Below are 26,964 nucleotides of genomic sequence, written 5' to 3'. Positions count from 1 at the left end.
GCTGATAACCGTCTTGACTGACTGAATAGAGAGAATCGAGACTCTATTCGGCTGGATATTGTGGATACGTTCTCGGGCCGAACTGTGATTCGACGCGGCGGGGTCACTTGCTCAAAATACTTCTGCCGCGCAGACCCCTAGAATTCGGCGCCCGCCTGCACCAGCAACATTTCCAGATCCCGATTGTTGGTGGCGCGGGCAACGTCCAGTGCCGTTTGTCCGTCGCTCGCCTCGTAATTGACGTCGGCTCCGGCCGCCACCAGCCTCTCCGCCGTCAGCAAATCCCCGTTGGCCACGATTTTCATCAGCAAAGATTCGCCTCCCTGACTCACGTTGACGTTGGCACCGGCTGCCACCAATACCTTCACCACCGACAGATGGCCGTTTTCCGCCGCCCGCATCACGGGGGTATACCCGTACGGGTCACTGGTGTTCACATCGGCGCCGGCCGATAACAACAGCTGCACGCGCCGCTTTTCACCATTCCCGGCGGCTGAAACCAGCAGTGCATCCGCCTCGGCCAGGGCCTCGGGGCTCAGGGCAACCGGTTGGTTCGGGGAGGCGCAGGCGGACAGGAAAACAACAAGCGGAAGCAATATGAGCAAAAAACGGAAGGCGCCGGTTCCCTTGGCCATAAAAAACAGTCTCTGTGGATCTCGTTAAAGGATACGAGGGCCCATTCTGGGCAGACACCGGCGGAAATTAAATCGAGCGAGTCACAAACCCCGGCCATCCTTCAAAAGATCACGCACCACCTGTCGCAGACGATCTTCGCCTTCTCTCTGGCCCAGGCAAAGCCTGTCCGCCTGCAGCGCGGACCAGGGCCGCCCCTGAAGAACACCCTGGCACCAGACCGCAAGCGCCTCATGGCTATTCAGCCACGCCATGATCCCGGGCACCTGACTCAGCTTCCGCAATACCGGGACAGTAACCTGAAAGCCACGATGCCCATTGGCGAAATTGCGGAGATCCCGCAAATCATCCTTGTCCAGTGTCGGCCCGGTGGGCAGATCGGCGGTTATCCCGGCCAGCAATGTTGGCTCCAGCCCCTGCCAGTTGCCGGGCAAGAGAGTAAGCCAATGATCGGCCAGGCGGCTGCGGATGCGTTCTTCCAGATCGCGACCAGCCTGCGAAAAGCCGGCCACCATCTGCAGTGGGTATTCGCCACTGGATGCTTCCTGCTGCAAGCCAACCCTGACAACGTGCAGACCGCAGGTCTGCCAAAACGCGAGCAGGTCAGCGCTGCCACCGAAGCTGGTTCCGAGGTAATCAACATCCTGCTCGGCGGCATACGCCCTGGCAGCCTGCACCATGCTTTGGCCAATGCCCGCGCGTCTGACCTCGTCTGATACTGCAATGCGGACAACCCTCAGACCCCGCAGGACCGCGGCCTCGGGATAGCCGCTGTGGCTGGCCAACGATTGCGGCAGCAGATGGCCCCGTATTCGCCGGGTACCCAGACTGACCTGCTGTGCCAGCTCATCCGGAAGGCCACCTTCGAGCGCGCACCAGAGCACACCAACCATCTGATCGCCAATTCGCGCACGCCAGCTACGGGCGGCCGGGTCATCCAGCCACTGCCTCAGATCAGCGGGGCTGGTCCGGTAATGGGCATCCACCAGCAACCCAAAGGCACGGGACAGAGCTTCGTCACTTGCCGTTGCCGGCTCCCAGGGTTCGATGACCAGCTCGCCGGCGCTGTATTCAGTTTTCCCGGGCAAGCGACCACCGTCGGCCGCCAGCAAAAAGAGTCGGCTGATCAGGGCTTCCAGCGGATCGTTCATGGCCCAGCGTACCGGCTCGCTCAACGTTACCGACTGCCACTGGGGCGTTGATTGATCAAGGACCTGTCGAAAACGAATGGCAAAGCCACGGCCAGCCCCTTCGTAACCATGGACCGTGGTGGCGAACGCCACTCTCGGCCAGCCGAGCAGAACCGATTTCAGCAGCGGCGCCGGAATCGCTGCTGCCTCATCCACCAGGACCACTTCGGCTTCCGGCCGCAAAGCCAGCAAGTCACGCACCGGAATAAACCTCAGGCGGCCACCGGTTCGGGAGGCGAGTATCCCCGGGCTGGCTTCGGCCAATTCGTCCCCGAGAGACTCACGGGCGTGGCGAAAGAGGGTCTCCACATTCTGCTCCGAGGGCGCGGTAACCACGATGTCCTGCCTGCCTTGGCGCAACAATTCGGCTGCAGCCATACCCATCGCTGCAGATTTGCCACGGCCCCGGTCCGCCGTCACTATCAGCGGCCGGCGCCGTCGGCCCAGGCCAAAACGGACGAGGCGCTGAACCAATTGTTCCTGATCCCGGGTGGCGGCGATTCGAAAGCGTTTCTCAGGCAGGGGCGGAACCGGCGGCCGTGATTCCGGACGGTCGGGTGACACCCGGATGACCGCATCATCGTCGGCAAGCAGGTCGGCCATGCGGGCAGCAAACGGATGGTTCGGACCATGCTCCAGACCGGTTCTCGAGTAATCGGGATCCGCAAAGCGGGACCACTCTGCCAGCGGCGGCATCAGCCAGAACAGCAGGCCACCAGCGGTGAGCGCACCCGAGAGCGCGGCAAAGGCATCCGGAGGATTGCCGTGCCAGCCATCCCAGACGATAAGCGAGACTTCACACCCGAGCCACTTTCGAGCCCCGGGAGGCGTGACCCGGGTCAGCCGGGTATCGGGGCTATGATCCGCTGGTCCCGTCCAGAGGCCGCTCTGTATTTCCAGCCCGGGTAACAGACCGGAAAGCCACCTGAGGTTCTGTTCCCGATCACCCTCAAGCAGAACCAGTCGGCGTTCACCGTTGGCGGTGAGGCTGTCCTGCAGGGCACGCCATGCGGACGGATCCGCTTTGGCATCGGGTCCGGAATGGCTCATCAGCTAAGGTCGGCACCATGAGACTTGAGGTCGTCCAGGGCGCATTTTTCAAGGGCAGCCCGATGGGTGGCCCGCAGTCGGACCCTGGGGGCACAGCCAGCTTCAAAGGCTTCCTGCCACCGGCCGGCACACAGGCACCAGCTATCACCCGCTTTCAGGCCTTCGAAGCCGAATTCAGGCCTGGGGGTGCTGAGGTCGTTGCCCTGGGCTTTGGAGAATTCGAGGAATTCGTCGGTGACCACGGCGCAGACGGCGTGCAGGCCAAAATCATCCGGGCCGACGTTGCAGCAGCCATCGCGGTAAAAGCCGGTGATCGGGTCTTTGCCGCAGGTTTCGAGTTTTTCGCCAAGTACGTTTACCGATTCGGACATTTCCATGTTTAAGACCCTTTCGCTCTCATGTTTTGATCGCAATTATGCGGGAGCGGTATCCGCTCTACCAGCAGGCCGTTACAATACCGGCCATGCCGACCGAACCCCAAATTCCTGAGACCACCAACCTTCCGGATTTCCTCACCGATGAGCAGCGGGCGATTATCACCGCGGGCTATGAGCATTCGGTGATTACCGCCGTAGCTGGCAGTGGCAAGACGTCGACGCTGGCCTGGCGAATCCGGTATCTGCTGGAACAGGGCCACGATCCGGACCGGATGCTGGTGTTGATGTTCAACCGCAGCGCCCGGGTGGATTTCGAGCGCAAGCTGCAGGAGGTGTGCGCCCGGAGCGGGCTGGCGCTGCCAGAGATACGGACGTATCACGCCATGGGCTTGAGGTTGTACAAGAGGTTTGTTCGGGAGGGCTATCTACCGGGGTTTTCGGACAAAATCCTGACCGAGCAGGAGATCAGCTTCCAGGCCTGGCAGTTGACCCGACGGCTGGCGCCGGAGGATCTGGCGGATGAAATCCGGCGCAACAAGAAGGATTTTGTCGAGACGGCGACGGGGTTTATTGATCTGGTGAAAACAACGCTGTCGCCGGCGGAAATCGTGTTTGAGGAACTGGGGTACTCGGACAAGCACAAATACCTCATTGACCTGTTCCACAGCTTTGAACAGTGGCGTAAAAGCCAGGGACGGATCAGCTACGCCGACATGCTGTACGAGCCGGTGATGGCGATTCACCAGAATCCGCCGTTGCAGCGGCTGGTGGGCAACAAGATGGATCTGATTCTGGTGGATGAGTACCAGGACACCAATGAAATCCAGCACCTGCTGCTGCGCTACGTGGCTGGAGACCGGGCCCGGGTGACGGTTGTTGGCGACCCGGACCAGACGATCTACGAGTTCCGGGGCGCAAAGCCCGAGTTTATTCTCAAGCGGTTCAGCGATGAGTTCGAAAGCCCGCTGGAGCAGACGCTCAGCTATACCTTCCGGTACGGCCATCGCGTCGCTTTGCTCGCCAACCATCTGATTTGCCACAACACCGGTCGCAAGGATGTGCTTTGCCATTCCCACGCTTCCACACCCGGCACGGAGATCACCCTGCATCGGTCGGAAAGCGATGCCGATGCCGTGCTTCAAATTCTTCAGGGCCAACCGGAACCGGCTCTGGCAGGCACGGCCATACTGTTCCGGGTCTGGAGTCAGAGTGTCCCTATCGAGCTGAAGTTGCTGGCTCGTCAGATTCCCTACCGGATTGATGCCGGCAAGGGCGCGCTGTTCAGCCGGGAAGTTCAGGCGATCACTGCCCTTCTGATGGTGGTGACCGGGAAACTGGAAAACCTGCCGGACGAGGATCGCCTGGAGCTGGCACGGCAGTTGTTGCGCTTTCCTCATGTGGGTCTGAAAGAGCCGGAGCTGGAGCAGTTGGCGCGTTTCCTGGCAGGATTTTCCAGTGGCTGGCACGAGCGTCTGCTGGCGATGGACTTCGACGCGCTGGCGCCCATGGCCGCCCGCAAGCTCCGGAAACTCGGCGAAGTGCTTGCCCAACTGCGCAGCTACGGAGGTCCGGTTGCAGGACTGATCAGCGTCTATGCCGAGCACACTGATCTTTACGAGGGCATCCGCAGCCTGGCGCTGACGCATGAGAGTGCCGAGGAACGGATCGATACGATACAAGGATTCCGGCAGTACCTTAAAAGCCTTGATGTCACAGCTGAAGGCGCCTTGGAACACCTGAAAACCCTCAAACAACAGGCGGGAGAAAAACAGCAGGGTGGGGTGCTGCTCTCAACGATTCACCGCACCAAGGGTCTGGAATGGCCAACAGTTATCATTCCCGGACTACAGGAGAAATACCTGCCGTACAGCCCCCGCCCCCAGGACAATGCCAGAGCATTTCTGGAAAGCGAGCGACGGCTGCTGTATGTGGCCATGACACGCACACGCCAGCAGCTGCACCTGATCACCCGACCGGCCAGCAAGCAACCGCACCTGGACGGCGATCTGGGCCCAAGCCGTTTCGTGGAAGAGTGCTGCTTTGAGCTTGCCGAGGAATTCGGTCGCTGTCTGGATGATCGATCTCCGGCAGAAACATCAACCATTCGGTTAACTGCCCCCCTGACACCGGTCAGCCAGCGTTACGCCGACCGGGAGAGCGTCACCCTTGAGGGCCAGGCGGCAACATCCGAAAACTCAACGGAACCACTCTGGCATCAAAAACGTCTTGGCCACGCGATCTTTGGTCCTGGCTCGGTGGTCGCCGAAGATGAGAATTCTTTCGAGGTACATTTCGACAACGGCGAGGTGCTTAACTTCAGTAAAAAGAGCGCGCATCTGTATTTTTCCGCTCTGACCTGAAACGACCTCGGGGTCGTAAAGGTCAGCTGGGTACAATTGCGGACGTAACAATCCGTATCATTTTTTTGTTTTTTTTGGCCTACTGGCCTAAATTCCGGGTATACAAGCACTTTTCATGAGGAAGTGCGGTACCACAACGATAACGAACAGGAGGTTCTGCATGAACGTCATGCGTCCGATTTCCGCGGCTGTACTGGCCGCTACCCTGGCAACCCCGGCCATGGCCGATCGTCAGGAAACCGTTTACATCAACCCGTTTGCAGGTTTTCAGCTGTTTGACGACAAGCGCGATCTGAGCGAAACCGGCACCTTCGGCGTTGGTGTGGAATACCGCTTCCGTCCCCACTGGTCGGTGGAGGCGCTTTACTCACGTGCCGATGCAGACCGCAAATACGTGCCGGGCGAATCGGAATTTGATGAAGTTCGGGTTGACGGTACGTATTACTTTGCAGGGCCGGACGAAGCCTGGAACCCATACGTTTCTCTGGGCGCAGGCCATGCAGACTTTGGTTCGGACAACAGTGGCGTTCGCACCGCGGGCAGCAACCATGACGAAACCCGAGTGAACGTGGGTACCGGCTTCCGCTACAACATCAGCGACGCCGTATCACTGCGCGGTGACCTCCGTGAATTCCACGGCATTGATGAAAGCACCTTCGACACTCAGGTCTCTCTGGGCATCAGTTTTGCGTTTACCCGCACCGTGGCGCAAGCAGCGCCGGCGCCTGTGCGCCCGGCAGATGCAGATGGTGATGGCGTGCCGGATTCGCGGGACCAGTGCCCCGGCACCCCGGCAGGCGCAACCGTTGACAGCAATGGCTGCGAGCCGGATTCGGATCGCGACGGCGTGGCCGACAGTCGTGACCAGTGCCCGGACACACCGCGCGGTGCGGAAGTAAACAGCCGTGGATGTGAGCTGGACAGCGATAATGACGGCGTGGTCAACAGCCAGGATCTGTGCCCAAATACGACCGCAGGCGCAGAGGTTGATGAGACAGGTTGTGAAGGTGTAACCGAGACCATCGAAACCTTCACCATTGAAGTCCAGTTCCCGAGCAACAGTTCGGTCATCGGCAATGCCTACGATGCGGAGATCCGTCGCGTCGCTGACTTTATGCAGGAAAACCCCGAAACCATCGTGGAAATCGCCGGTCATACCGACAGCCGTGGCGCTGCCGACTACAACCAGTTCCTGTCCCAGCGTCGCGCTGAAGCAGTTGCCGGTCGTCTGACCGGGCCTCTGGGTGTTGATCCGGCACGAGTGGAAGCCGTAGGTTACGGTGAGGAGCAGCCGATCGCGTCCAACAACACAGCGGACGGCCGAGCTGCCAACCGCCGGGTTGAAGCGCGCATTCAGGTTCGCCGTTAATTGAAGGTTTTTACCTGAGTGGTTTGAAAAGGCGCCTTCGGGCGCCTTTTTTGTTTCTGCAAAAATGCGAGGAACCGATGCTGAGAGCCATGGCACTGATGCTCGCCCTCTCTGTTCTGGCCGTGCCGGCTCAGGCTCAGGTTTTTCGCTGCGAAAAAGACGGCAATACGGTGTTCTCGGACCAGCCCTGCGGCGAGGATGCTGAATCGCTTGAGCTACGGGATAACCGCATTGGCGGCAGTTTCAATCAGAACCTCCCGGTGCAGGAGTCCCCTGATCCAGAAGAACAGACCGAAGAGTCAGAACAAGAAAAAGAGGCCGGCACATGCCGTTTTATCAACTCCACCGATTTGCGTCGTTATCTGGTTCGTGAGCAGGTGGTGCGAGGCATGACCCGGGACAACGTGCGCCGTGCTTTTGGTAACCCTCCTGAAACCTACACCAGCCCCCAGGAAGTCTGGATCTACCAGACCCGCTATTATGGCGCGCTCTATGAGCTGACCTATGTGTATTTCAGGGATGGCTGTGTTGAACGGGTTGAGTACCGGAAACCCTGACCGCATCAAGCAGCAGGTTGCGGGGTGTCAGTGAACGGTCGCAGAAATGCCCCAGCCTGACCCTGTACCCCTGCTCTTCCAGAAAGAGCGCGTAATCCAACACCATCCAGAGCTCCAGAGGACGCCGGAACAGATGCCTGACCAGCTCATGGCGGCGAACCTCGGCCAGCCGTTGCACGCCAAACGCCTGCCAGTGATCAAAGTCCACCGTATCGGGTAATCGGAGCTGTTTTTTTGCCGCCGCCCAACGGCAAAAGGCGGGAAAGCCTTCGTTCAAAAGGCGGGGCGGATTCGAAGGAACCGGCAGATACTCATCACACCCACGAAGTTGCCGCTGCAGACCATCAAATCCCAGGCGCCACTGGCTGACAAGACGGGTCTGTTCCCTCACCCGGGCCGGTGCCGTCACGGTTTCCTGAACCGCAAGCCGAAGATCGTTACGGCTCGGCTGCAGCGCTTTTTGGTGATCCGCCGCCCGCTTTGAAAGCGGCCGGTAGTGTTCCATCTCGGTGAGGTGGTAGCAGCAGGGCGAGACGCTCAATCTTGGCAACCCGGATTCACTGCCTCGCTTCAGCAACTGTCGGTGCAGATCGCCACAAGCATGCAGTGCAACACCGTGGTGACGGCTGGGAAGCGACAACTCCTCCGCCATGACATCCTGCCAGCGGATCGACACTGGATCTCCGAACTGTTGTGCCAGTCGGTTGCCATCGCGCACCAGCTCCGGATTCCACTCAAAACCCTGTATCTCACCGGGGCAAAACGGCGCCAGTGTCCGGGACAGATGGCCCTTACCACAACACCAGTCCAGGGCGGGGTGTTCCAGCGGTATCAGTGCCGCCGTAAAGGCGCCCGACTGCAGGCGTTTCCGACCGGGCATATCCGTGGCCCGGATTTCCGGGAGAGTCGCCTCTGATGCCTTTTCGGGTGCCGATAACAGCTCCGGCAGTTGAACCATGTCGGCGTAACGGTCGAGGGACGGCAACCATGAGGCAACCCGAGCCGCCAACTCAACCGGGCTGCCATCCAGTTGCTGGCATTCCCCATCGGTTAGTTCCGCCAGCATGGTGCCCAGTTCCGGATAACGACGCGCCCAGGCAGGCTCCGGCGTCATGAACGGCGCCGGTTGCCAGAACTCGGAATGCTGTACCAGCCAGTCGTTCAGCTGCTGCCAATGCTGGTAAAAAGATTCCGCGCCGTGGTGTAAACTCGCCGCCGGAGGTAACGTCATGCAACTGGCCTTTGTACTTGTTGAACCCAAGGTTCCGGAAAATGTCGGTGCGGCCGCCCGCGCCCTGTGCACGATGGGCTTCGGCGAGCTCTGGCTGGTCAATTCCGACCTGCACACCCGCCCGGAAGCCCACTGGCTGGCCCATGGCAGCGACCATATCCTGGACAATGCGCGCATTTTCCCCGATCTGGCTGCGGTAAGAAACTCCGTAGACCTGCTGATGGGGACCTCCGCCAAGACCCGGCATCAGCGCCAGGATTGGCACGGCCCCTCAGATCTGCGGAAGGTTCTGGCCACGAAGGGTGCGTCCGTGGCAACCGCAGCACTGGTGTTTGGCCGGGAAGATCGCGGGCTGTCCAATGAAGAGCTGGCTCTCTGCGATCTGTTAACCGGCATCCCCATGAAGGTCACCTACCCCTCCCTGAACCTTGCCCAGTCGGTGATGCTCTATGCCTGGGAAATGTCCGGGCTATCGGTAGCTACGGAGAGCCAGATTGAGCCCGCAGGTGAACATCGTCTTGGCGCGCTTCGTGGACGACTCGAAACCTTGCTACCGGAACTGGACACACCGCCTGAGGGAAAACTGTCCCAGTGGGTTTTCGAGCGTTTGCCCTTGTTGTCTGATCGGGATATCGGGTTTGTTCATACGCTGTGTTCGAACATTGAGCGCGCTGTGGATTGCAGATCTCAGTCGCGCTCGAATTCCGAGGCGGAGCAGGACGGATAGCCCCTCCCGGGATACGCTGTGAATACGTCCATGTACGCTCGACGAAAACATCCATGTTTTCGACGATCCCGGGAGGGCTCATCCGTCCTGCTCCCGGGCCTTTTGCGCGCAATGATTTGTTGAGACTACTCCTGGAATCTTCCTGGGCGGAAGGCATCCAGACAGATGGCGGGTTGTTCACCTTCAATTACCTGGGCGATGACATCGGCACTACCGGCGGACAGGGTCCAGCCAAAGGTGCCGTGGCCGGTGTTGAGGTAGAGATTGTCCCGCGGACCTCGCCCGATAATCGCCGGGCCGTCCGGGGTCATGGGGCGGAAACCGGTCCAGGTCTCGGCGGCATCAAGATCCGCACAACCCGGGAACCGGGACTCCACCGACTTTCTGATCGTTGCCAGTCGGGCTTCTGGAATATCCCGGTTGAAATCCGCCAGCTCGACAAAACCCGTGGCCCGCAAGCGATTTCCCAAACGGGTAGCGACGACCTTGTAGTTGTCGTCATGGATGGTGGAGTTCGGGCCTCGCTCTGAATCTTTCATGGGAACCGTCAGGCTGTAGCCTTTCACCGGATAAATGGGCAGTTCCAGGCCCATAGGCTGAACCAGATGGTTGGACCAGCAACCGGCGCTGATCACGAAGGCATCCGCCTCCAGGGTTTCCATGACGCCATCGCTGGTTGTGACGGAAATGGCGCTAACCTTGTGGTCATCGGCAATCAGCTTTTCGGCTTCCACGTTGTAGCGAACCACCACTCCCCTGGCTTCGCAGGCCTTCGCCAGCTCCCGGGAGAACTGGTGACAATCGCCGGTGCCGTCGGTGTCGTAGCTCAGGGCGCCATAGAGCGGTCCGTTGCCGATCATGCCGGGTTCGGCCTCGCGTACCTCTTCCGGTGTGAGTAAACGGGAAGAAATCCCGAGTTCGTTAAGAAGTTCATGGGTTGTCCGGTAGCCTTCCAGTGCCTCCGGGGTGCTGGCCAGGTGCAGCAGGCCCTGATGGTCGCCATCGAAGGACAGATCAAGCTCCTTTTCCAGAGCCAGGAACCGTTCCCGGCTATGGATGCCCAGGCGCAACATGGCGCGGCGATTCAATCCGAACAGGCCCGGGGACCAGGCGTAACGGAGGGTGGCGAACATGAATTTCAGCGTTTCCACAGACGGCGGAAACCGCAGTTTCAACGGGCCATCCTGTTTGAGGATCCAGGGTATGGCCTTGAACACAATCGAGGGATCGGCCCAGGGGTAGACCACGCCATAGGATCGCTGGGCCGCGTTGGCCTTGCTGGTCTCGTTCCCGGCAATTGCGTGGCGCTCCAGCACAGTCACCTGGTGGCCCCGGCGATTCAGCTCGTAGGCCGTGGTCATTCCCACCACGCCGCCACCGACTACAACAATGTGCATGCATTCCTCCGCTGTGTTTATTTCACGCCATTTTTTGCCAACAGGCGTCGGTATTCTTTCAAGACGTTCTCATCTTCTTTCGGGTAGTTCGGCGCCAGTTGCTGAAGCTGTTCCGCCAGCACTGCCGCAACAATGGCACGGGCCTGGGGTTTCCGGTCACCCGGAACAATGAACCAGGGCGCCTGCTCTGTGTGAGTCGCGGCCAGTGCTTCCTCCGCAAAAGACTCGTATTGGCGGCGCTTCTCCCAGCCGTCAATATCCGATCTATCAAACTTCCAGCGCTTACGCGGTTTGTCCAGGCGTTTCAGGAGGCGCTGACGATGCTCGTCTTCCGACAGGTTGAGCCAGATCTTGATGACCGTAGTGCCTTCTTCCACCAGATGGTTCTCAAAATTCCGGATCGAGCGGTAACGGTTCTCCCAGTTATAACTGTCAGGCTCGTGGACAGGCCATACCCGCTCGGCGATCACAGCCTCATGATGGCTGCGATTGAAGGCGACCATCTCGCCAAAGCCAGGCAGAAAGGGCGTGACCCGCCAGAGAAAATCATGGCGGGTTTCGGTCCCCCTGGGCCGGCTGAACGACCAGGCATGGAAACCAGCGGGGTCGGCGTAGGTTGCCAGAGTACGGATCAGGCTGTCTTTTCCACTGGTGTCCGGGCCGTGGGCAACCAATAGAACCGCCCTGGACTGGTTGGCCCAGAGCCGGCGCTGGTATTCACCGATCTGATCCAGACTGGCTTCCAACCCTGGCAGGGTGGTGTCATCGCCATCCAGAAAAGTCGGGTAATCCCGGAATCTGGGTTTTCCAGGGTCGTAGAGAAAAGAACTGGCAAACGCCGACAATTTCATCCAATGCTCCGTGCAAGTCCCTATGAATGTAATACAGGTCAACAATCGTACAAACTGGTAAACTTGTGAGCTTGAATTCACAGAATAGCAGCCTGGACGCAGGTTGCGATGGAGTGTAGTACCCGGCAATGAGTAAAAAACGTCGCGAGATTCCCGTATTCGATCACCCGATCATCGAAACCCACTGTCACCTGGATTACCTCAAGGACCGTCCGCTCGAGGAAACCCTGGAGCAGGCAAAAGGGGTCAATATCGAGAAAGTGATCACCATTGCGGTGTCCCCGGACAACCTTGCCAGAGTACGCGAACTCAGCCAGGTTGCGCCTTGGGTTTATGGTACTCAGGGGATCCACCCCCACGATGCTGAAAGCTATTCTGATGACGTGGAAGCCGAAATCTGTGCCCACGCCCGGGACGAGAAGATCGTTGCGGTGGGCGAGATCGGGCTGGACTATTTTTACGACAACGCCGACCGAGATGTTCAGCGCGAGGTGTTCCGGCGTCAGCTTCAGATCGCCTGCGACACTGATCGGCCTGTGGTCATCCACAGTCGGGAGGCCGACGAGGACACCATCGAGATCCTTGCCGAGTTTGAGGACACACTCAAACGCCGTGGCGTGATCCACAGCTTCACGTCCGGCCCGGGACTTGCCCGGTATGCCCTGGATCAGGGTTGGTGCCTGGGCTTTAACGGCATCACGACATTCAACAAGGCCGAGAATGTACGCGACATCGTGCGTATGGCTCCGATTGACCAGATCCTTCTGGAAACCGATTCCCCCTTCCTTACCCCGGTACCCTACCGCGGCAAGGAAAACGCACCGTTCTACCTGCCGTTTGTGGCCGAGAAAATCGCAGAGGTGAAAGAACTGCCTCTGGACGAAGTGATTGGCAAGACGTATCACAACAGCCTGAGGACGTTTTTCTCCAGCGAATGATCAAGCGCGTCCCCATTTCCGCACTCAAGGTCGGCATGTACATAACCGACCTGAACAACGACTGGATTCCCCACAACACCCAGCGCAAGCGAGGTGTTATCAAAAAAGAGGAAACCATCGAGAAAATCCGCCGTATGGGCGTGGAGTTCGTCTATATCGATGCCTCGAAGGGGCTCGATACCCAGGACTCGGAAACCGCCGCCGAGGTGGATCGCCGGAATGAGTCGGCCCTGCAAAAGGCGGGTGAACTGACGCCGGGCTTGCGGCCCCATGTTCCGCTTGCGGAAGAAATCGTGATTGCCCAGCAGATCCATAGTCAGGCCCAGGGGCTGGTGGGCGAGTTCATGAACCACGCCAAGGTTGGCGGCGCCATTGATGTGGCCCCCATCCATCAGTTGGCGGACGAACTACAGCATTCAGTGCTCCGAAATGCCAACGCCCTGAGCTGTCTGGGACGAATCCGGGAAAAAGACAATTATCTGCTGGAACACTCGGTCAACCTGAGTGTCCTGATGTCACTTTTCGGGAATTACCGGGGCCTGTCGTCTGACGTTCTGCACCAGACTATCGTTGGCGCCCTGCTCCACGACCTGGGCAAAATCCTCACACCCGACGAGATACTGCACAAGCCCGGACGCCTGACCCCGGAGGAGTTTGAAGTGATGAAACTCCACGCCCGCCATTCACGGGACATTCTGGCTACCACAGAGGGCATTGGCGAGCTCACCGTCATCACGGCGGCCCAGCACCACGAACGCCTCGACGGCACAGGCTATCCAGAGGGTCTGAAGGGTGATGAGATCTCGGAATACGGTCGCATGGTGGCGATCAGCGATGTATACGATGCCATCACCGCAGACCGGGTCTATCACAAGGGCATGACACCAACACAGGGTCTGAAGAAGCTTCTGGAGTGGAGCGGCACTCACCTCGATCCCAGTCTGGTCAAACAGTTTATCCGGTGCCTGGGCCTTTACCCGGTGGGTTCGCTGGTGCTTCTGGAAAGTGGTCGCCTTGGCGTCGTGGTTGAAGCCAATGAAAGTGACCAGAGGCTGCCGACTGTGCGCGTTATGTACCACACCAAATTCCGCATGCCGATCACAGTAGATACCCTCGATCTCGCGAAACCGGGCACACAGGACCGGATTCTGCGAGCCGTTGATCCGGAAACCTACAAGATTGATGTCAGGAAATTCCTCGCCTGAGAACGCTGACAGCCGCGGACAGCTCGGAATAGAGTGGTTCAACAGCTGCTATCAGGAAGATGGATCAGAGAATCGGACATAGCGATTGCGGCCCCGGTGCTTGGCCTGATACATGGCCTGGTCGGCCTGGCGCAGGAGCTGGTCGCCGTCCAGATCCTCTGCCTGCGGGAACAGCGTGTAGCCGATACTGGCTGAAACTTCGACGCTGTGGTCCGCTACCCAGACCGGTTCGGCCACCCGGGCCAGCAAACGCATCAAGAGGCTTTCCAGGGCCGGATCGTCCTGAACATTCATGACAATGGCCGCGAACTCATCACCTCCGATCCGCGCCAGGGTGTCCTCTTCCCGGAGTTCCGAACGCATTCGGTGTGCATTCTCGACAAGCAACTGGTCACCCGCCTCATGACCGAAGGCATCGTTTACCGGCTTGAACTCGTCCAGATCAATATAAACCACCGCCAGTTTGCCGCTCTGACGCCGGGTAAGAGCCATGCCTTGCTGCAATCGGTCGGCAAACAGAACCCGGTTAGGCATTCCGGTCAAGGCATCGTAATGGGCCATGATCCGGAGCTTTCTTTCCTGCTCTTTTAGCCGACTGATGTCACTGAAAATACCGACAAAATGCGAGACTGCGCCATGATCGCCACGAACGCTGCTGAGTGTTACCGACAAGGTAATCGGCTCGCCATCATTGCGCCTGCTGGCAAACTCTCCGGACCAGAAGCCCTGAGACCGGGCACTGGCGAAAATACCGCTGCCTTCCTCCACCGGTAAGGGGGGCAGTCGTCCAATAGCACGTTTGCGGGGTCGGCCGGTTATCGCCAGATACGCATCGTTGGCATCAATCACGATGCCGTGATTATCAGTAATGAAAATAGCCTCGCGGGCGTATTCGAAGACGCTCGCCGCCAGCCGCTGCCGCTGTTCCGCGTGTTTCCGGAGAGTGATTTCATACAGGGAGCAAAGAATCAGAGCTTCCGGTTCGTCCTCGGTGTGGACGGGCGCCATGGTAAGCTCCACCCAGATCTCCGTGCCGTCAGAGCGATTCAGAACCCATTCGCACTGTTCCACCTGACCCGCCGAAACCCGGGCCAGCATGGGCGCCATTTTCTGTCGGGAGATCTGCCCGTCTGGCTGGAATTCCGGCGAAAAGACCGCCAGATCCTTGCCGACCAGTGATTCACTGGAGGTGTACCTGAGCAGGTCAACAGAAGCCCGGTTGGTGTCGATGAAAAGTCCACCGCGGATCAGCAATGCAGCTTGTGGCCAACCCCGGATAAGCTGGCGCAGACGCCTCTGTTCCGCGGCCAGCTGCCGCTTGCTCTTGCCCAGCCAGAGCGACAATGCCACCAGCAACATGAGCAACACCAGAATGGTAAAGACCCAGAGCCGATACTGGTGCAACGCATCCACCCAGGTAAGTTGGGGCACCTGGTCGTAGGGCGTTACCCGCAGAGTGCGAGCCAGGTACTCAACCGACTGGTAGTCTGCGGGCGGCGAAAAACCCGAAATGCCCACTGACAGCGCCACCTCGTCTTCCGGCTCAATGGCAAAAAGCGCCGACGCGATACGACGGACAGCCCGCTCGTTTACATGGGGCAGCGCCACCAGGGGCCATTCCGGGTATAGACGGGTTGAAACAACGTAAGGGAAACCCGCCAGCCGCTGACGGTTCAGAACCTTTACCTTGGTAAACAGATCAGGGTCTTCCTGCGCCATCTGCTCCAGAATGCTGGTTCGGATAAAGCCTACATCGGCATCTCCGGAGAGAACCGAACGAACCACTCGGTCGTGGGTGCCCATAAACCGGATCAGATTCACTCTGCGGATATCAATACCGGCATCCATCAGCTCGAGAACCTGGGTCTGGTAGCCCCCGAGGAAATGGACACCGGGCGAGGCAATGGTTTTATCACGGATATCGGCAAGCTGTTCAATGTCGTCGCGCTCGGCCCTGGTAAAGATCACGCCACCAAGACTGCCGGTCGAAGACTGGCCGGAGCGCCTGACCAGAGTCGCCAGAACGCCGGTCAGACTGCGTTCGCTTCGGATCAGTAGAAAATGGCTGGGATTGGTAAGAAAAAAATCGAGCCGGTTGGCGGCGATCGCCCGGCTCATATTCTCCTGATTGAGAACCTCCAGCCTTACGGATATGCCGGTTTCCCTGGACAAGTAGTCCGTCAGAGGCTGGTAACGTTCCTGAAGCACACTGTCCGGCCGATAGGCGAATACACCCATAGTCAGTGTTTCATCGGCACTGGCTGATGCCATCGCCACAAATTCCGTGGCAAACAGAAAACAAAGACAGGCAACAAACCGGCGAATATTCAAGAGACCCTCGCTGGCAGAAACGAAGGATCTGACATGCGCTGGATGCCAGGATTCTGGTCAATCATCCCCTCTGCCAGCATAAGGCGAGACAGGGATCCGGCCATGGTTTCGATGGGTCCGGCTGCTCTGAGATAACGCTGGTTCGCGGCCAGATCCGGCAGCATAACGCTGGCCAGTGCCATGCGAACCTCGTCCGGACTGATCCCCTGACGGGTGGCAATCCGGTACATTGAGTCGTGCATGCTCCGCACCAGGTGCTGCAGGCCGGTAAAATGTCCGGTCAACAGGTCGCGAACCGCTCTGGAATTGCTCTCTGCCGCTTTCCGGGTCACCACCAGCACATCGAAGATGGTTTCCGGAATGTCGCTACTATCGAAGAGTCTGACGCCTCCGGCGTTCTCTATGAGTGACGCTGTTGGCTCGTAGCACACGGAAGCATCCACTTCACCGCGGGACCAGGCTTGTGCATGCTGGCTTACCGGCAAATCCACTTTTATCACGTCGCTGCGACCGAGCCCCGCTACCTCAAGGATTTTAAACAGCATAACGCCCGAGACGCCGTTCAGCTCCACCGCAATACGCTGCCCCTTGAGGGCTGTCAATTCCGTGATCGATGGCTTGACCATCAGTACATCGGCGCCGGCGGACACATCAGCGACGGCAACCACAACCAGTTCCAGCCCACTCGACCGGACCCGTATGGTTTCATCCAGAGTCAGCGCCGCCCCATCAAGCGCCCCTGAAATAAGGCCCTCCATGGAGTCTTTGGCAGACGTGCCCGGCACCAGCGCAACCGTATCCGGCAACCAGTTGAAATCACGGGCAAGGTACAGCGGCTCGTAGCCGATCCAGGGGTGGATACCGAACCTCAGCGGGCCGGAATCACTGCAACCCGGCAATCCCGCCGCGGACAGTCCGGCTGCTATCGATAGACCAAGGAATTCACGGCGTTGCATCAGGCTCCGGACCGGGCAAAGACATTAACATTTGTCAATAAACGACAGTTTACTGCTTCACATACTACCCGTAAAACCGCAACTTGCCTTGCACCGCGTCAATTTATCCCAAAGACAGGAACACCCCCATCAGCACCGGCGAGAGAAAAGACAGCAAGAAACCGGAGGCGATCGCCACCGGAACACAGGTCAGCCCGCCACTGCTGCGGATAACCGGCAGGGTGAAGTCCATGGCGGTAGCGCCACCATAACCAATAGCCATGGCCGGCCTGTTGGCAATCAACAAGGGGATGATTGCCAACGCAACAATCTCCCTGAGCACATCATTGAGGAAGGCCACGCCGCCCCAGGCAGGGCCAAGGGCTTCGCCGATGACAATGCCGGACAGCGAGTACCAGCCAAACCCGGAGGCAACCGCCAGGGCGTCGTGCCAGGGCAACCCAAGCCAGGGTATCAACAGGGCACCGGCCACCAGGGAACTGAGCGTCAGAGCCAGCGCGATACCGAGCCCCTGACGATTCATCAGAAGTTTGCGCAGCGAAAGCCCGGCATTGCGCAACTGCAGGCCGATCAGAAACAGCAGCAACATCAGGGACCAGGTCGCCAGCTGTTCCGCCATGGGCATGTCCGGCAACAGGTAGTAGCCGGCAAGCAGCCCGGCAATAACCGCCACCAGCGGTTTCAGGCCAGCCAGAAAAAGCCGGCGGTATCCGGGGCTGACACTGCCCTCGACCCGCTCGATGGACATTGGCTGCCAGCGGTGGAACATCCAGAGCCCAAACATGTTGGCGACGAAAAGCACCAGCACCAGTGCCAGTACCTGAGTCGCCATGCCACCTAGTTGCGCCGCCAGGCCCTCCATCTGGCCAAGCCCCAGGCCCAGCAGCAACAGGATGAAGTAAACCAGTGCCTCCACCATGTAATGGATCACCGTCATGGCCCGGCGGTTTTCCAGGGCGATGGCAAAACCCAGGAACAGGGGAGCAAGAATGAGCAAGGCTCCAGTCAGCATGGCGTCCTCGAAACGAAAAGGGGGTTATCAGGTCAGGGGTTTGAACTGGTCGGGGTCGGCATCCGGGCTGGCCTGTTCACCCTGCGGAACGCCGATGGTGCGGGCAAGACGTTGGGCGGTAACGGACCAGACCGCATAATCTCCGGGCTTCGGCTCGTAGCCTTTTCCCATCATGGTGCCGGCGACGCTTCTGAGAACCGATTCAGCCCGGGCCTGGGTTGGCCAGGGCCCACGGCAGAACTGCCCATCCGGGCGCCCCCGGTCAGGGCCAGCCAGAGCTACCAGGCCCCAATGACCGCCGCCTGCTGGCCGGATGTGTAGCTCGATGCGTTGGCCGTCTTTCACCATGACGAGATCCCGAAGCGGGCTACGGCCGTGGAAATAGTGGAGCTTCATGATGCCATTCTGTCAGTGCAGAACATGCCCTGACCTGTCCTGCACGAGAACCCAGGGTGCGATGACGACCGCCCAGAGTTCCGCATTGCGATCATACCAATCCTGCGCGGTGTCCGGCGCAACCTCACCAACGCGTCCATCGTTCATCCACTGTTCGAAACGGGCTTTGTTATCCGCCGCCAACTCAGTCGCCACTTCAAGCAGATCCAGGTCCGGCGACACCCTGACGACCTGCCCCCTCGCAAAGTAGGTCTGCAGATCGTGCCAGCGGATGCGAGAAGTCTCAAGATTCAGCTTGGCTTTCAATTCGTCCCGGGATGGGGAGGATGACATGACTACCTCATCAGTCTAAACAGGGCTCAGGCTGGCCAGACTACCGGAAATCTCGCCCCACCGCATCTGCCAGAATCTGAGCAATCTGTTCTGAAAGGTTCATGGGGTCAAAGGGCTTCGGTATGACACCGAGCGCTCCCAACGCCTGATATTCCTCGATTTCGGATTTCTGTAGCCTGGCGGTCATAAAGATGACTGGCACTGTCTCCATCCCATCAAGCTCACGCAGTGCCTGCAACGTCGTAGGACCATCCATTCCCGGCATCATAACGTCCAGCAAAATCAGTTCCGGCTCGAATTCTGGGGCTCTCTCCACAGCCTCAGCGCCGGACTCGCAAATCGCCGTTAAAAAGCCGCCGACATCCTCCAGAGCAATTTCCGCGACTGCCCGAATATCCGGATCATCCTCAACATACAGAATCTTCTGAGGCAAGTTTTGTTGTTTACTCTCCATTACTTTTCTCCCGCTCTGTTTCTTCGGTTTCCATACCAATGCGTCTAATCAGCCTGCGGCATTCCTCGGAGTCCTGCTCGCCTGAAGCCAAAAGAGAGGCAGCACGCATAATCAGCCGTTCCTCACGGGTGCAATCGTTGGGCAGAAAATGGACGGCACCGATCAGCTCCCGGACCCCCAGCGGCAAGCGCCATTGAACCTTGAGCCGGTTTCCATAAGCCTGTGCCCACTCCTCCAGAACCTTTTCCGCCTCTGCCGTTCCGATTTCACCTCCGGCTGCAGCATACTGGTTGAGTACCTTGAGAACAGCGAGCTCGCCCAGGCGGCTTAGCAACCCGGCTTTTTGAAGCGGGAGGGGTTGTTTCTTCAGGCTGATCGCCAATCGCTGGGCCTCTTTTGCCACCTGCAAGGCGCATTCGTGGTAGGTTTTTGAAAGCTCGCGTAGCGGCTCATGCTGCAGCTTGTTGGATACATCCAGCGACAACGCCAAAGCCTGGTTCAGTGCAAGAGGTACGCCCAGAGACCCGATAGCATCTCTCAGAGTTTCAACGGGCTTGCCGGAACGCCTGAATGAGCTGCTGTTGGCCACATCCAGCAAACGGGCGGTGAGGCTGGCCTCTTCTCGCCAGCGCTCAGCCAGCTGCGCCGCGGAAAGATCTCCCTGGCGACCGATTAATTCAAGAATGTCCGAAGGGTCCACATCGGAGGGCAACTGAATCACTTCCTCCAGTGAATCACGGAGCAATGTCTTGAGGTCCGGCGCTTCAGAGGTCTGATCGACTTTCAGTAGCTTTCCAAGCCGTTCGTGGAGGTTCGCCACATCGAAGGGTTTGGTCATGTAACCGTCGATCCCGTAATGAGCCGCCTGCAACACAGACTCCCGATCAGAGCGGCCGGAAACCATCACAATGGGAACATCACGATCCAGTTGACGCACCTGCCTGACAAGTTCCAGCCCCGATCCATCCGGCAGATTTCTGTCCGCAATGTAAAGGTCAAACCGGTTATTTTTTACCTGCCTGAGCGCTTCACCGAGAGTATCGGCGAGCACAACAGACACACCCGAGTAGAGGCCCGCGACGACAGTTTCCAGCAACTCTGCAATGAGATCATCGTCTTCAAGAATCAGCGCTTTCAAATGACCACCCTAAGCGTACAACGGACATTATTTGGAAGAGTAAACGGTCACCCCGTCACGGCCACCGCGTTTGCGCTCATAAAGCGCCTGATCGGCGGCATTCAGGGCATCCTCACCGTTGGTAAAATCATTAATCGCGGCAATGCCTGCGCTGAAAGTAACCTGAAAGCTGGACTCTCCCGCCACGAAAGAAAGTTCGGAAAAGCTTTCACCAATTCCACGAATCAGGTCTTTGGCCGCAGAAACATCACACTCAGGTAAAACCACCAGAAACTCCTCGCCTCCGTAACGACCGATCATATCAGTCTCGCGCAACCGATTTCTCAGAAGGTTGGCAAGGGTGCGAATCACGATATCACCCTGCGAGTGGCCCCAAGTATCGTTTACCGTCTTGAAATGATCGAGATCAAGCATAACAACACAGGACCGGTGACCACTCCTACGACATCTTGCCAGTTCTTTTTCAACCTCTTCCTTGATCAATGAATGTTTCAGAAGACCGGTCAAGCTATCCCGGTTCATAAGCTCGGAAAGCTGACGGGCCCGGTAACAACGAATGCGCACCGACCGGACCAGATAACTATCCGAGACCGGCTTCATCAGGAATTCATCCGCGCCCTTGGACAAAGCCTCCAGCTGGTTTTCGCGATCATCCTCAGAAGAGAGATAAATGATTGGCAGGCTCAACCACCGTGGCTCGAACCGAATCAGCCGGGCGAGCGTGACACCGGAATAGTCGCCGATCTGAACATCCATCAGGACGATGTCCGGCACAAAATCTGCAAGGCTGGACGTCAGGTGAAAAGGCTCTGACACTGCTTGCGCCTCAATACCGGCCGCCTGCAACACCAGACAATAGTGTTCGGCCAGCTCGGCATCGTCTTCGACGATCAGCACCCGCCCCTGTACATTGGCGCTGCGTTCAATGGCAAGCGACTCAATCCTTTCGGCAAGTTCAGGTATGTCCACCGGATCCGGGAAGAATGCATACGCTCCGGTCTCGGCCACTCTGTAGCGGTTCTGGAAAGAATTATCGCTGCCAAGGCAGATTACCGGCAGGCGACGACGAGAGCTTTCCTCAAAAGACGTGTTCCGTATGGACATAACATCTGAAAGAGCCGATTCCCGACACAAAATGGCCGCTGCTCCGCGGACCTCAGCCAATGCGTTGCCAAGTGCGCCGGCATCATTACAATCTACACGGGTGAAGGAAAAGCCATACGGAGCCATCTCCTTCTCCAGCATCGCGAGGCGTTCTTCCCCCTTTTCCACGAGCAGAACGCTCACCTGCATGCCCTGGCTACCCTTGTAGGTCGTGGGCTCCTCGGTAAAGCTACTATCCTGGTCAACCGCCTGACTCTTGACTTCAACAAGCTCTGCGAGCGCGTCTATTCCATCTGCAAATCCGTCGGGAATGTCGATAGGATGGCTGAGGACGTCGTCGAGAGCGCCAAGACTCTCAGCTTGACCTTTTAACTCCTTTTCCAGTGCCTTGGCAGCTTCACCTAGCTCTGGAAGGCCGAATGTCCCCGCCGAACCGGACAACTTGTGCAGGCTTTGATAGCAAAACAACAATCCGTCGGCAGAGAACTCACCACGCCGGGTTTTCTCTGCCAATGTTCGCAATTGCTGAATATCTTCTTTGGCCCGCTCAAGAAATCTTTGCCTGAGCACTTCCAGCCGTGAAGAAATCTTGCCTGTCGACTCCAAGGCCACATCAATACTCCTGGTGGACTATTTGCCACGCCGGCAAATTCAATTACTCTCTCGGTAATGAAAACACGTTTCAACTGCTACCGCTACGACCTGAAGGGCTGAATTTGAGGAATCTTTCTATTGGCAGCCGCGTTGCCCTTATTGCTGTCTTGAGTAGCTTTTTGACTGTCGTCGTTCTTTCAGCGACAGCCTACAACGAGCTGATCCGGGATTTCGAAAACGTTCTCACCCAGCGCCAGCTTCTGGACGCCGAGTCAATCGCCAATCGAGTCGATCAGGATCTCCAGGTGCGCATACAGGCTCTGGGCGCTTTCGCCGCTACTCTGACGGATGGTAAAAACCGACTCTCAAAAGATCGCATCGAAGCTCTGCTCGGTCGGCAATCGGCTTTATCCGAGTACTTCGAGGCAGGCCTGTTGGTCTTCGACGAAGACAGCGTGGCAATCGCCGAAAACGTTTACGTACCCAATCGTATAGGCACCTCTTACGCTGACCGGCAGCACTTTCGCGAGGCCTACAAAACCCGGGAACCCGTCATCAGCCGGCCAATTATTGGCAGGACAACCGGGCTTCTGCTCCTATCTTTTCTTTACCCTATCAGTAGTGACGATGGGGATTTACTTGGTTTCGCCGGAGGAATCATCAACCTGGCCGAGGCCGGGATCATACCGAAGCAGGAAGATGCCTCTTTTGGCGCCCTGTTCAAGGTCATCGACACCGGCCATTTCATGCAGGTGGATACGCTCTCCGTCGCCAATCCGATGCCCGATCTGCCGCCACCAGGCGAGGATCTGATTATTGATGCGGCATTGTCCGGCCAGACCTCAGGCGTTGTTTCCGACCATTCTGGAAAAAAGTGGATCTACGCTACGCAACATCTTGACCGCGTGGGCTGGATGTTTCTAAGAGCAGTGCCCTACCAACAGGCAACACAACCGGCACGGGCCTCTTTCGACAAGTTCCTTGCTGCCAGTGCCGTGGCTCTTCTGGCACTGGCAGCCATAGCTTGGCTACTCGCCCGGGCAACAACGCTTCCATTGGAGAGAATGTCGCTCAGGATACGGGAAATGGCGACGGAGGGTTTTGCGGCAAACCGATTGTCTCTTAAAGGCCCGCCAGAGGTCAGAAACGTAGCCCGCGCCTTTAACAAGCTGATGAAGGAACGCGAGGCGCTGGACATCATGAAAGACGACTTTGTCTCGAACGTAAGCCATGAGCTGCGCACGCCTTTGACCTCGATAAACGGCGCACTGAAACTGCTGCGCTCAGGCGCAGCGGGGAAACTGCCAGATAAAGCTGACTCGATGGTCGACGTTGCTTTTCGGAATAGCGAACAGTTGCAACGGCTGATATCCGACCTGCTGGACTTCAACAAAGCCATGGCAGGGCAGATGCCCATCGATCTGGAGACAGTTGATCCTGCAACAGCTATAAGGGATGCCTGCGATGGAAATCGGGCCATGGCGAGCCACTACCGCATTCCTCTGACGCTTGGACATTGCACAGAGAAATTCGTCACCGCTGATCCAACCAGACTTAGACAAATATTGGATAATTTCATCAGCAATGCCATCAAGTTTTCTCCCGTAGGAGGCTCTGTAAGGATCTCGTCAGAATCAACCTCATCTGGCATGGTTCGAATTACCGTATCAGATGAAGGCCCAGGCGTTCCGGAGAGCTTCCTGCCCAGGTTGTTCCAGCGATTCGCCCAGGCCGATTCTGGCTCCGCCAGGTCCAAAGCCGGGACGGGGCTTGGCCTCGCGATCTGCCGGGAGTTGGCAAAGCTCATGAACTGTGAAGTCGGCTATTTTTACGACAACGGAGCCAATTTCTGGGTTGAGCTACCCCAAAACATGGTCAGTAGGAATAAGGTTAATGAAAGCGCCAGAAATCCCCCCCGAGGAGACTGAGCGCCAGGCGGCGCTTGAACGTACGGGCCTGCTCGATACGGAGCCTGAAGAGCGGTTTGATCGTTACACCCGTATGGCCCGCAAGGCATTCCGGGTTCCCATTGCGCTGGTTAGCCTGGTGGACAAAAACCGGCAATGGTTCAAGTCCTGCCAGGGGCTCGCAGCTTCGGAAACGTCCCGCGACGTATCCTTCTGCGGTCACGCCATTCACGACTCGGGCATCCTGATCATCGAAGACACCATGGAGGATCCTCGCTTTGCCGATAATCCGCTGGTTACCGAGGCCCCGAATATACGGTTCTACGCAGGTGCCCCCCTCCACAACAGCGAAGGCTTCAGATTGGGGACGCTCTGCCTGATTGACGCGACTCCGCGCTCCTTCGATAAGGAGGACCAATCCCTTCTTCGTGAAATGGCCGACTGTGTCGAGCGCGAAATCAACATGCAGGCGGCAACCGAGTTCTACCGGGAACTCAAACACAGCGAGCGAAGGTCACGGGCTATTATTGAAGGTACGAGAATTGGCACCTGGGAGTGGAACGTACAAACCGGGGAAACCGTTTTCAACGAGCGCTGGGCCAACATTTGCGGCTACACGCTTGATGAGCTGGAGCCTGTCAGTATCGAGACATGGTTAGCCTTCGCACATCCGGATGATCTGCCTGAATCAGAGCGATTGCTAAAAGCTCATTTTGCCGGTGAATTGTCCGAGTACGACTACCGGTGTCGGATGAAGCATAAGAACGGCCATTGGGTTTGGGTGCATGATCGCGGCCAGGTATTTGAATGGACCCTGAACGGCGAACCACTGATGATGTATGGCACCCACGCCGATATCACAGAGGAAATGAGCAACCTGAGCAAGATCCAGCATCAGAACGAAGCGCTGGCCATTCTCAATGATCTGGCCCTGGACACCGAAACCAATGATGACATTCGCATCGAAAAAGCCCTTCGGCTCGGGTCTGACTACCTGAAGCTGCCTCTCGGAATAGTCAGCGAGATCCATAGTAACGTTTATTCCATCCGGTGGTTCGTCGCCCCCGAGGATGCCGGACTGGAGCAGAATGCCAGCTTTCCACTGAAAGACACCTATTGTTCAATGCTCCTCGGTTCGCGGGAAAGCCTGGCCATTGCACACATGGCCAGATCGAGCTATCGCGATCACCGGTGCTACGACAAGTTCGGGCTTGAGAGCTACCTGGCTGCGCCCATTTTCATCAAAGACCGTTTGTACGGAACCCTCAACTTTTCTTCGCCAGAACCGAGGGAACAGGACTTCTCGGATACTGAAATCAAGTTCGTGACTCTCCTGGCACGCTGGGTTGGAGCCCTCATTGAGAGGCAGCTCAGTGTGCAGATGCTCACCAAACTGGTAGAACAGACGCCGGGCATGCTCTATCAGTATCAACAGTGGCCGGATGGCCGTGTTTCGTTTCCCTACACAAGTCCCGGCATCACGGACATCTACGGTGTTACAGCAGAGGAGGCACATGAAGATGCCTCGATCTGCTTCACCAAGATCCATCCCGATGATTTGCCCAAGGTAGCAGCCAGTATTGAGAGATCTGAGGAGTCCTTGACGCTCTGGCACAGTCACTACCGGGTAACAGATGGCAAATCCGGCTGGCGCTGGGTAGAGGGCAAGTCATCACCGGAACGGATGCCAGACGGCAGCACCATGTGGCAAGGTTATATTGCTGACATTGATGAGGCAAAACAAACCGAACTGGCCCTTCAGGAAAGCGAAGTTCAGCTCCGGAGACTCTACGAACTGTCGCCCATTGGCATAGCGCTGAATGACTATGTATCAGGAGCGTTTCTTGACGTGAACGAGGCTCTGCTAAGTCCTACCCAATACAGCCGTGACCAATTGATGGCAATGGACTATTTTGAGCTTCTGCCCCCGGACTTCGAAAACCATCGACAGCAAATCATCGCCGAACTTCAGAGCGAAAGACGTTTCGGGCCTTATGAAGTCGAGATCGTGCGCGCGGATGGTTCAACCTATCCTGCCATCGTCCGCGGTATGAGAATCAGCAACCCCTCTGGCCAACCGCTGATCTGGACCCTCATAGAAGATATTTCCGAGCGCAAAAAAGTCGACCGGATGAAAAGCGAGTTCATCTCAACGGTAAGCCATGAACTCCGTACGCCGCTGACCTCCATATCGGGTTCTCTTGGCCTGGTCGAAAGCGGAACTTTGGGCGCGCTTCCCTCACAGGCTGAGCGTATGGTGTCTATCGCCCATCGTAATGCCGAGCAGCTGAAACAACTGGTGGACGACCTGTTAGACATGGAAAAACTTGTTTCCGGCAAGATGACCATGAACCTGCGTATACAGGAACTTGGCCCCGTCATTGAGGAGTCGGCAGAACGTCTCAAAACCTACGCCCTGGACAGCGGCGTTTCTGTGCAGATCGAAGACAGCAGCGCAAACTGCATGGCGAAAATCGATCGATCGCGTCTGGGCCAGGCATTTCTCAATTTGCTGTCCAATGCCATCAAGTTCTCACCCCCTGAAGGTGAGGTTTTGGTATGCACCAGGATCGAAAATGGTCTTGTCCGTATCCTCGTTACTGATCAGGGATCCGGCATTCCTGATGACTTCCGAGGCAGAATTTTCCAGAAATTCGCTCAGGCAGACAGTTCCGACACCCGTGGCAAACGAGGAACAGGTCTCGGTCTGGCGATCACGAAAGAAATCATGACCCAGATGGGAGGAGATGTCGGATTCGAGTCACGGGAAGAAAGGGGCTCAACTTTCTGGCTGGAACTGCCGTTGGAGCAAGTGAAGGCATAGATGTGGGGTTTGACTCAGAGGAAGGGCATG

The 26,964-nt window shown here is 57.7% G+C and carries 22 protein-coding genes; 8 read left to right on the top strand and 14 right to left on the bottom strand.

What is annotated here, in order from left to right:
* Positions 1 to 137: 137 nt before the first annotated feature.
* From AC13DD_RS02005 to AC13DD_RS01995, 3 genes are all read right to left on the bottom strand, one after another.
* Positions 138 to 635 carry an ankyrin repeat domain-containing protein gene (locus AC13DD_RS02005; protein WP_288367424.1) on the bottom strand — a complete coding sequence of 166 codons (498 nt, stop codon included), beginning with the start codon at positions 633 to 635 and terminating at the stop codon, positions 138 to 140.
* A gap of 81 nt (positions 636 to 716) precedes the next feature.
* On the bottom strand, positions 717 to 2,873 hold the full coding sequence (locus tag AC13DD_RS02000) for a tRNA(Met) cytidine acetyltransferase TmcA (RefSeq protein WP_482902148.1): 2,157 nt from the start codon (positions 2,871 to 2,873) through the stop codon (positions 717 to 719).
* On the bottom strand, positions 2,873 to 3,250 hold the full coding sequence (locus AC13DD_RS01995; protein ID WP_008173000.1) for a DUF2237 family protein: 378 nt from the start codon (positions 3,248 to 3,250) through the stop codon (positions 2,873 to 2,875). The genes AC13DD_RS02000 and AC13DD_RS01995 overlap by 1 nt, the downstream gene beginning before the upstream one ends.
* Positions 3,251 to 3,288: 38 nt before the next feature.
* Here AC13DD_RS01995 and AC13DD_RS01990 point away from each other — a divergent pair, with 38 nt between their 5' ends.
* The 3 genes from AC13DD_RS01990 (at position 3,289) to AC13DD_RS01980 (ending at position 7,536) form a co-directional block, all read left to right on the top strand.
* Positions 3,289 to 5,610: an ATP-dependent helicase gene (locus AC13DD_RS01990; protein ID WP_482930778.1), complete on the top strand. Its 2,322-nt coding sequence runs from the start codon at positions 3,289 to 3,291 to the stop codon at positions 5,608 to 5,610.
* A 160-nt stretch (positions 5,611 to 5,770) separates the two neighbouring features.
* Complete coding sequence (locus AC13DD_RS01985) at positions 5,771 to 6,979, top strand: OmpA family protein (protein ID WP_053113221.1); 1,209 nt, start codon at positions 5,771 to 5,773, stop codon at positions 6,977 to 6,979.
* Positions 6,980 to 7,056: 77 nt separating this feature from the next.
* On the top strand, positions 7,057 to 7,536 hold the full coding sequence (locus AC13DD_RS01980) for a DUF4124 domain-containing protein (RefSeq protein ID WP_405417379.1): 480 nt from the start codon (positions 7,057 to 7,059) through the stop codon (positions 7,534 to 7,536).
* Here AC13DD_RS01980 and AC13DD_RS01975 read toward each other — a convergent pair.
* Positions 7,493 to 8,767 (bottom strand): methyltransferase, encoded by a 1,275-nt coding sequence (locus AC13DD_RS01975; protein ID WP_482930777.1) that lies wholly within the window; start codon positions 8,765 to 8,767, stop codon positions 7,493 to 7,495. The two genes, AC13DD_RS01980 and AC13DD_RS01975, sit on opposite strands and share 44 nt — an antisense overlap.
* Between AC13DD_RS01975 and AC13DD_RS01970 the strand changes: the two genes are divergently transcribed.
* Positions 8,766 to 9,494 (top strand): tRNA/rRNA methyltransferase, encoded by a 729-nt coding sequence (locus AC13DD_RS01970; RefSeq protein WP_008173009.1) that lies wholly within the window; start codon positions 8,766 to 8,768, stop codon positions 9,492 to 9,494. The two genes, AC13DD_RS01975 and AC13DD_RS01970, sit on opposite strands and share 2 nt — an antisense overlap.
* Positions 9,495 to 9,619: 125 nt before the next feature.
* Here AC13DD_RS01970 and AC13DD_RS01965 read toward each other — a convergent pair whose 3' ends face one another.
* Together AC13DD_RS01965 and AC13DD_RS01960 are read right to left on the bottom strand one after the other, a co-directional pair.
* Entirely contained in the window at positions 9,620 to 10,891 is a 1,272-nt protein-coding gene (locus AC13DD_RS01965) for a D-amino acid dehydrogenase (protein ID WP_482930776.1), read from the bottom strand.
* Between the two features lie 17 nt (positions 10,892 to 10,908).
* Complete coding sequence (locus tag AC13DD_RS01960; protein WP_482930775.1) at positions 10,909 to 11,742, bottom strand: polyphosphate kinase 2 family protein; 834 nt, start codon at positions 11,740 to 11,742, stop codon at positions 10,909 to 10,911.
* Positions 11,743 to 11,870: 128 nt separating this feature from the next.
* On the opposite strand from AC13DD_RS01960, the gene AC13DD_RS01955 reads away from it, so the two are divergent.
* Both AC13DD_RS01955 and AC13DD_RS01950 read left to right on the top strand, forming a co-directional pair.
* Positions 11,871 to 12,680 (top strand): TatD family hydrolase, encoded by an 810-nt coding sequence (locus AC13DD_RS01955; RefSeq protein WP_273157422.1) that lies wholly within the window; start codon positions 11,871 to 11,873, stop codon positions 12,678 to 12,680.
* Complete coding sequence (locus tag AC13DD_RS01950; RefSeq protein ID WP_482930774.1) at positions 12,677 to 13,885, top strand: cyclic di-GMP phosphodiesterase; 1,209 nt, start codon at positions 12,677 to 12,679, stop codon at positions 13,883 to 13,885. The genes AC13DD_RS01955 and AC13DD_RS01950 overlap by 4 nt, the downstream gene beginning before the upstream one ends.
* 51 nt (positions 13,886 to 13,936) lie before the next feature.
* On the opposite strand, the gene AC13DD_RS01945 is transcribed toward AC13DD_RS01950, so the two are convergent.
* The 8 genes from AC13DD_RS01945 to AC13DD_RS01910 form a co-directional block, all read right to left on the bottom strand.
* Entirely contained in the window at positions 13,937 to 16,156 is a 2,220-nt protein-coding gene (locus tag AC13DD_RS01945) for a PhnD/SsuA/transferrin family substrate-binding protein (RefSeq protein WP_482930773.1), read from the bottom strand.
* Positions 16,157 to 16,212: 56 nt separating this feature from the next.
* Positions 16,213 to 17,172, bottom strand: coding sequence for an ABC transporter substrate-binding protein (locus tag AC13DD_RS01940; protein WP_008173020.1), 960 nt, complete (start codon positions 17,170 to 17,172; stop codon positions 16,213 to 16,215).
* Between the two features lie 103 nt (positions 17,173 to 17,275).
* Positions 17,276 to 18,184 (bottom strand): LysO family transporter, encoded by a 909-nt coding sequence (locus AC13DD_RS01935; RefSeq protein WP_008173021.1) that lies wholly within the window; start codon positions 18,182 to 18,184, stop codon positions 17,276 to 17,278.
* Positions 18,185 to 18,211: 27 nt separating this feature from the next.
* Entirely contained in the window at positions 18,212 to 18,580 is a 369-nt protein-coding gene (locus AC13DD_RS01930) for a PA4575 family protein (RefSeq protein ID WP_008173024.1), read from the bottom strand.
* Positions 18,581 to 18,592: 12 nt separating this feature from the next.
* A complete protein-coding gene (locus AC13DD_RS01925; protein ID WP_008173025.1) occupies positions 18,593 to 18,913 on the bottom strand; it encodes a DUF2288 domain-containing protein in 321 nt (106 codons plus the stop codon).
* 40 nt (positions 18,914 to 18,953) lie between these two features.
* Positions 18,954 to 19,367 carry a response regulator gene (locus AC13DD_RS01920; protein ID WP_008173027.1) on the bottom strand — a complete coding sequence of 138 codons (414 nt, stop codon included), beginning with the start codon at positions 19,365 to 19,367 and terminating at the stop codon, positions 18,954 to 18,956.
* Positions 19,357 to 20,505 (bottom strand): response regulator, encoded by a 1,149-nt coding sequence (locus tag AC13DD_RS01915; protein WP_008173029.1) that lies wholly within the window; start codon positions 20,503 to 20,505, stop codon positions 19,357 to 19,359. The genes AC13DD_RS01920 and AC13DD_RS01915 overlap by 11 nt, the downstream gene beginning before the upstream one ends.
* Positions 20,506 to 20,532: 27 nt before the next feature.
* A complete protein-coding gene (locus tag AC13DD_RS01910; protein ID WP_008173031.1) occupies positions 20,533 to 22,221 on the bottom strand; it encodes a diguanylate cyclase domain-containing protein in 1,689 nt (562 codons plus the stop codon).
* Between the two features lie 161 nt (positions 22,222 to 22,382).
* On the opposite strand from AC13DD_RS01910, the gene AC13DD_RS01905 reads away from it, so the two are divergent.
* Positions 22,383 to 24,131 (top strand): ATP-binding protein, encoded by a 1,749-nt coding sequence (locus tag AC13DD_RS01905; protein WP_482930772.1) that lies wholly within the window; start codon positions 22,383 to 22,385, stop codon positions 24,129 to 24,131.
* Positions 24,097 to 26,934 (top strand): PAS domain S-box protein, encoded by a 2,838-nt coding sequence (locus AC13DD_RS01900; protein WP_482930771.1) that lies wholly within the window; start codon positions 24,097 to 24,099, stop codon positions 26,932 to 26,934. Before AC13DD_RS01905 ends, AC13DD_RS01900 begins: the two co-directional genes overlap by 35 nt.
* Positions 26,935 to 26,964: the final 30 nt, after the last annotated feature.

The sequence above is a fragment of the Marinobacter sp. L-13 genome (assembly GCF_056857715.1).
The sequence above is the reverse complement of the archived record's forward strand: the minus strand, read 5'-3'. Positions and strand labels throughout refer to the sequence as shown.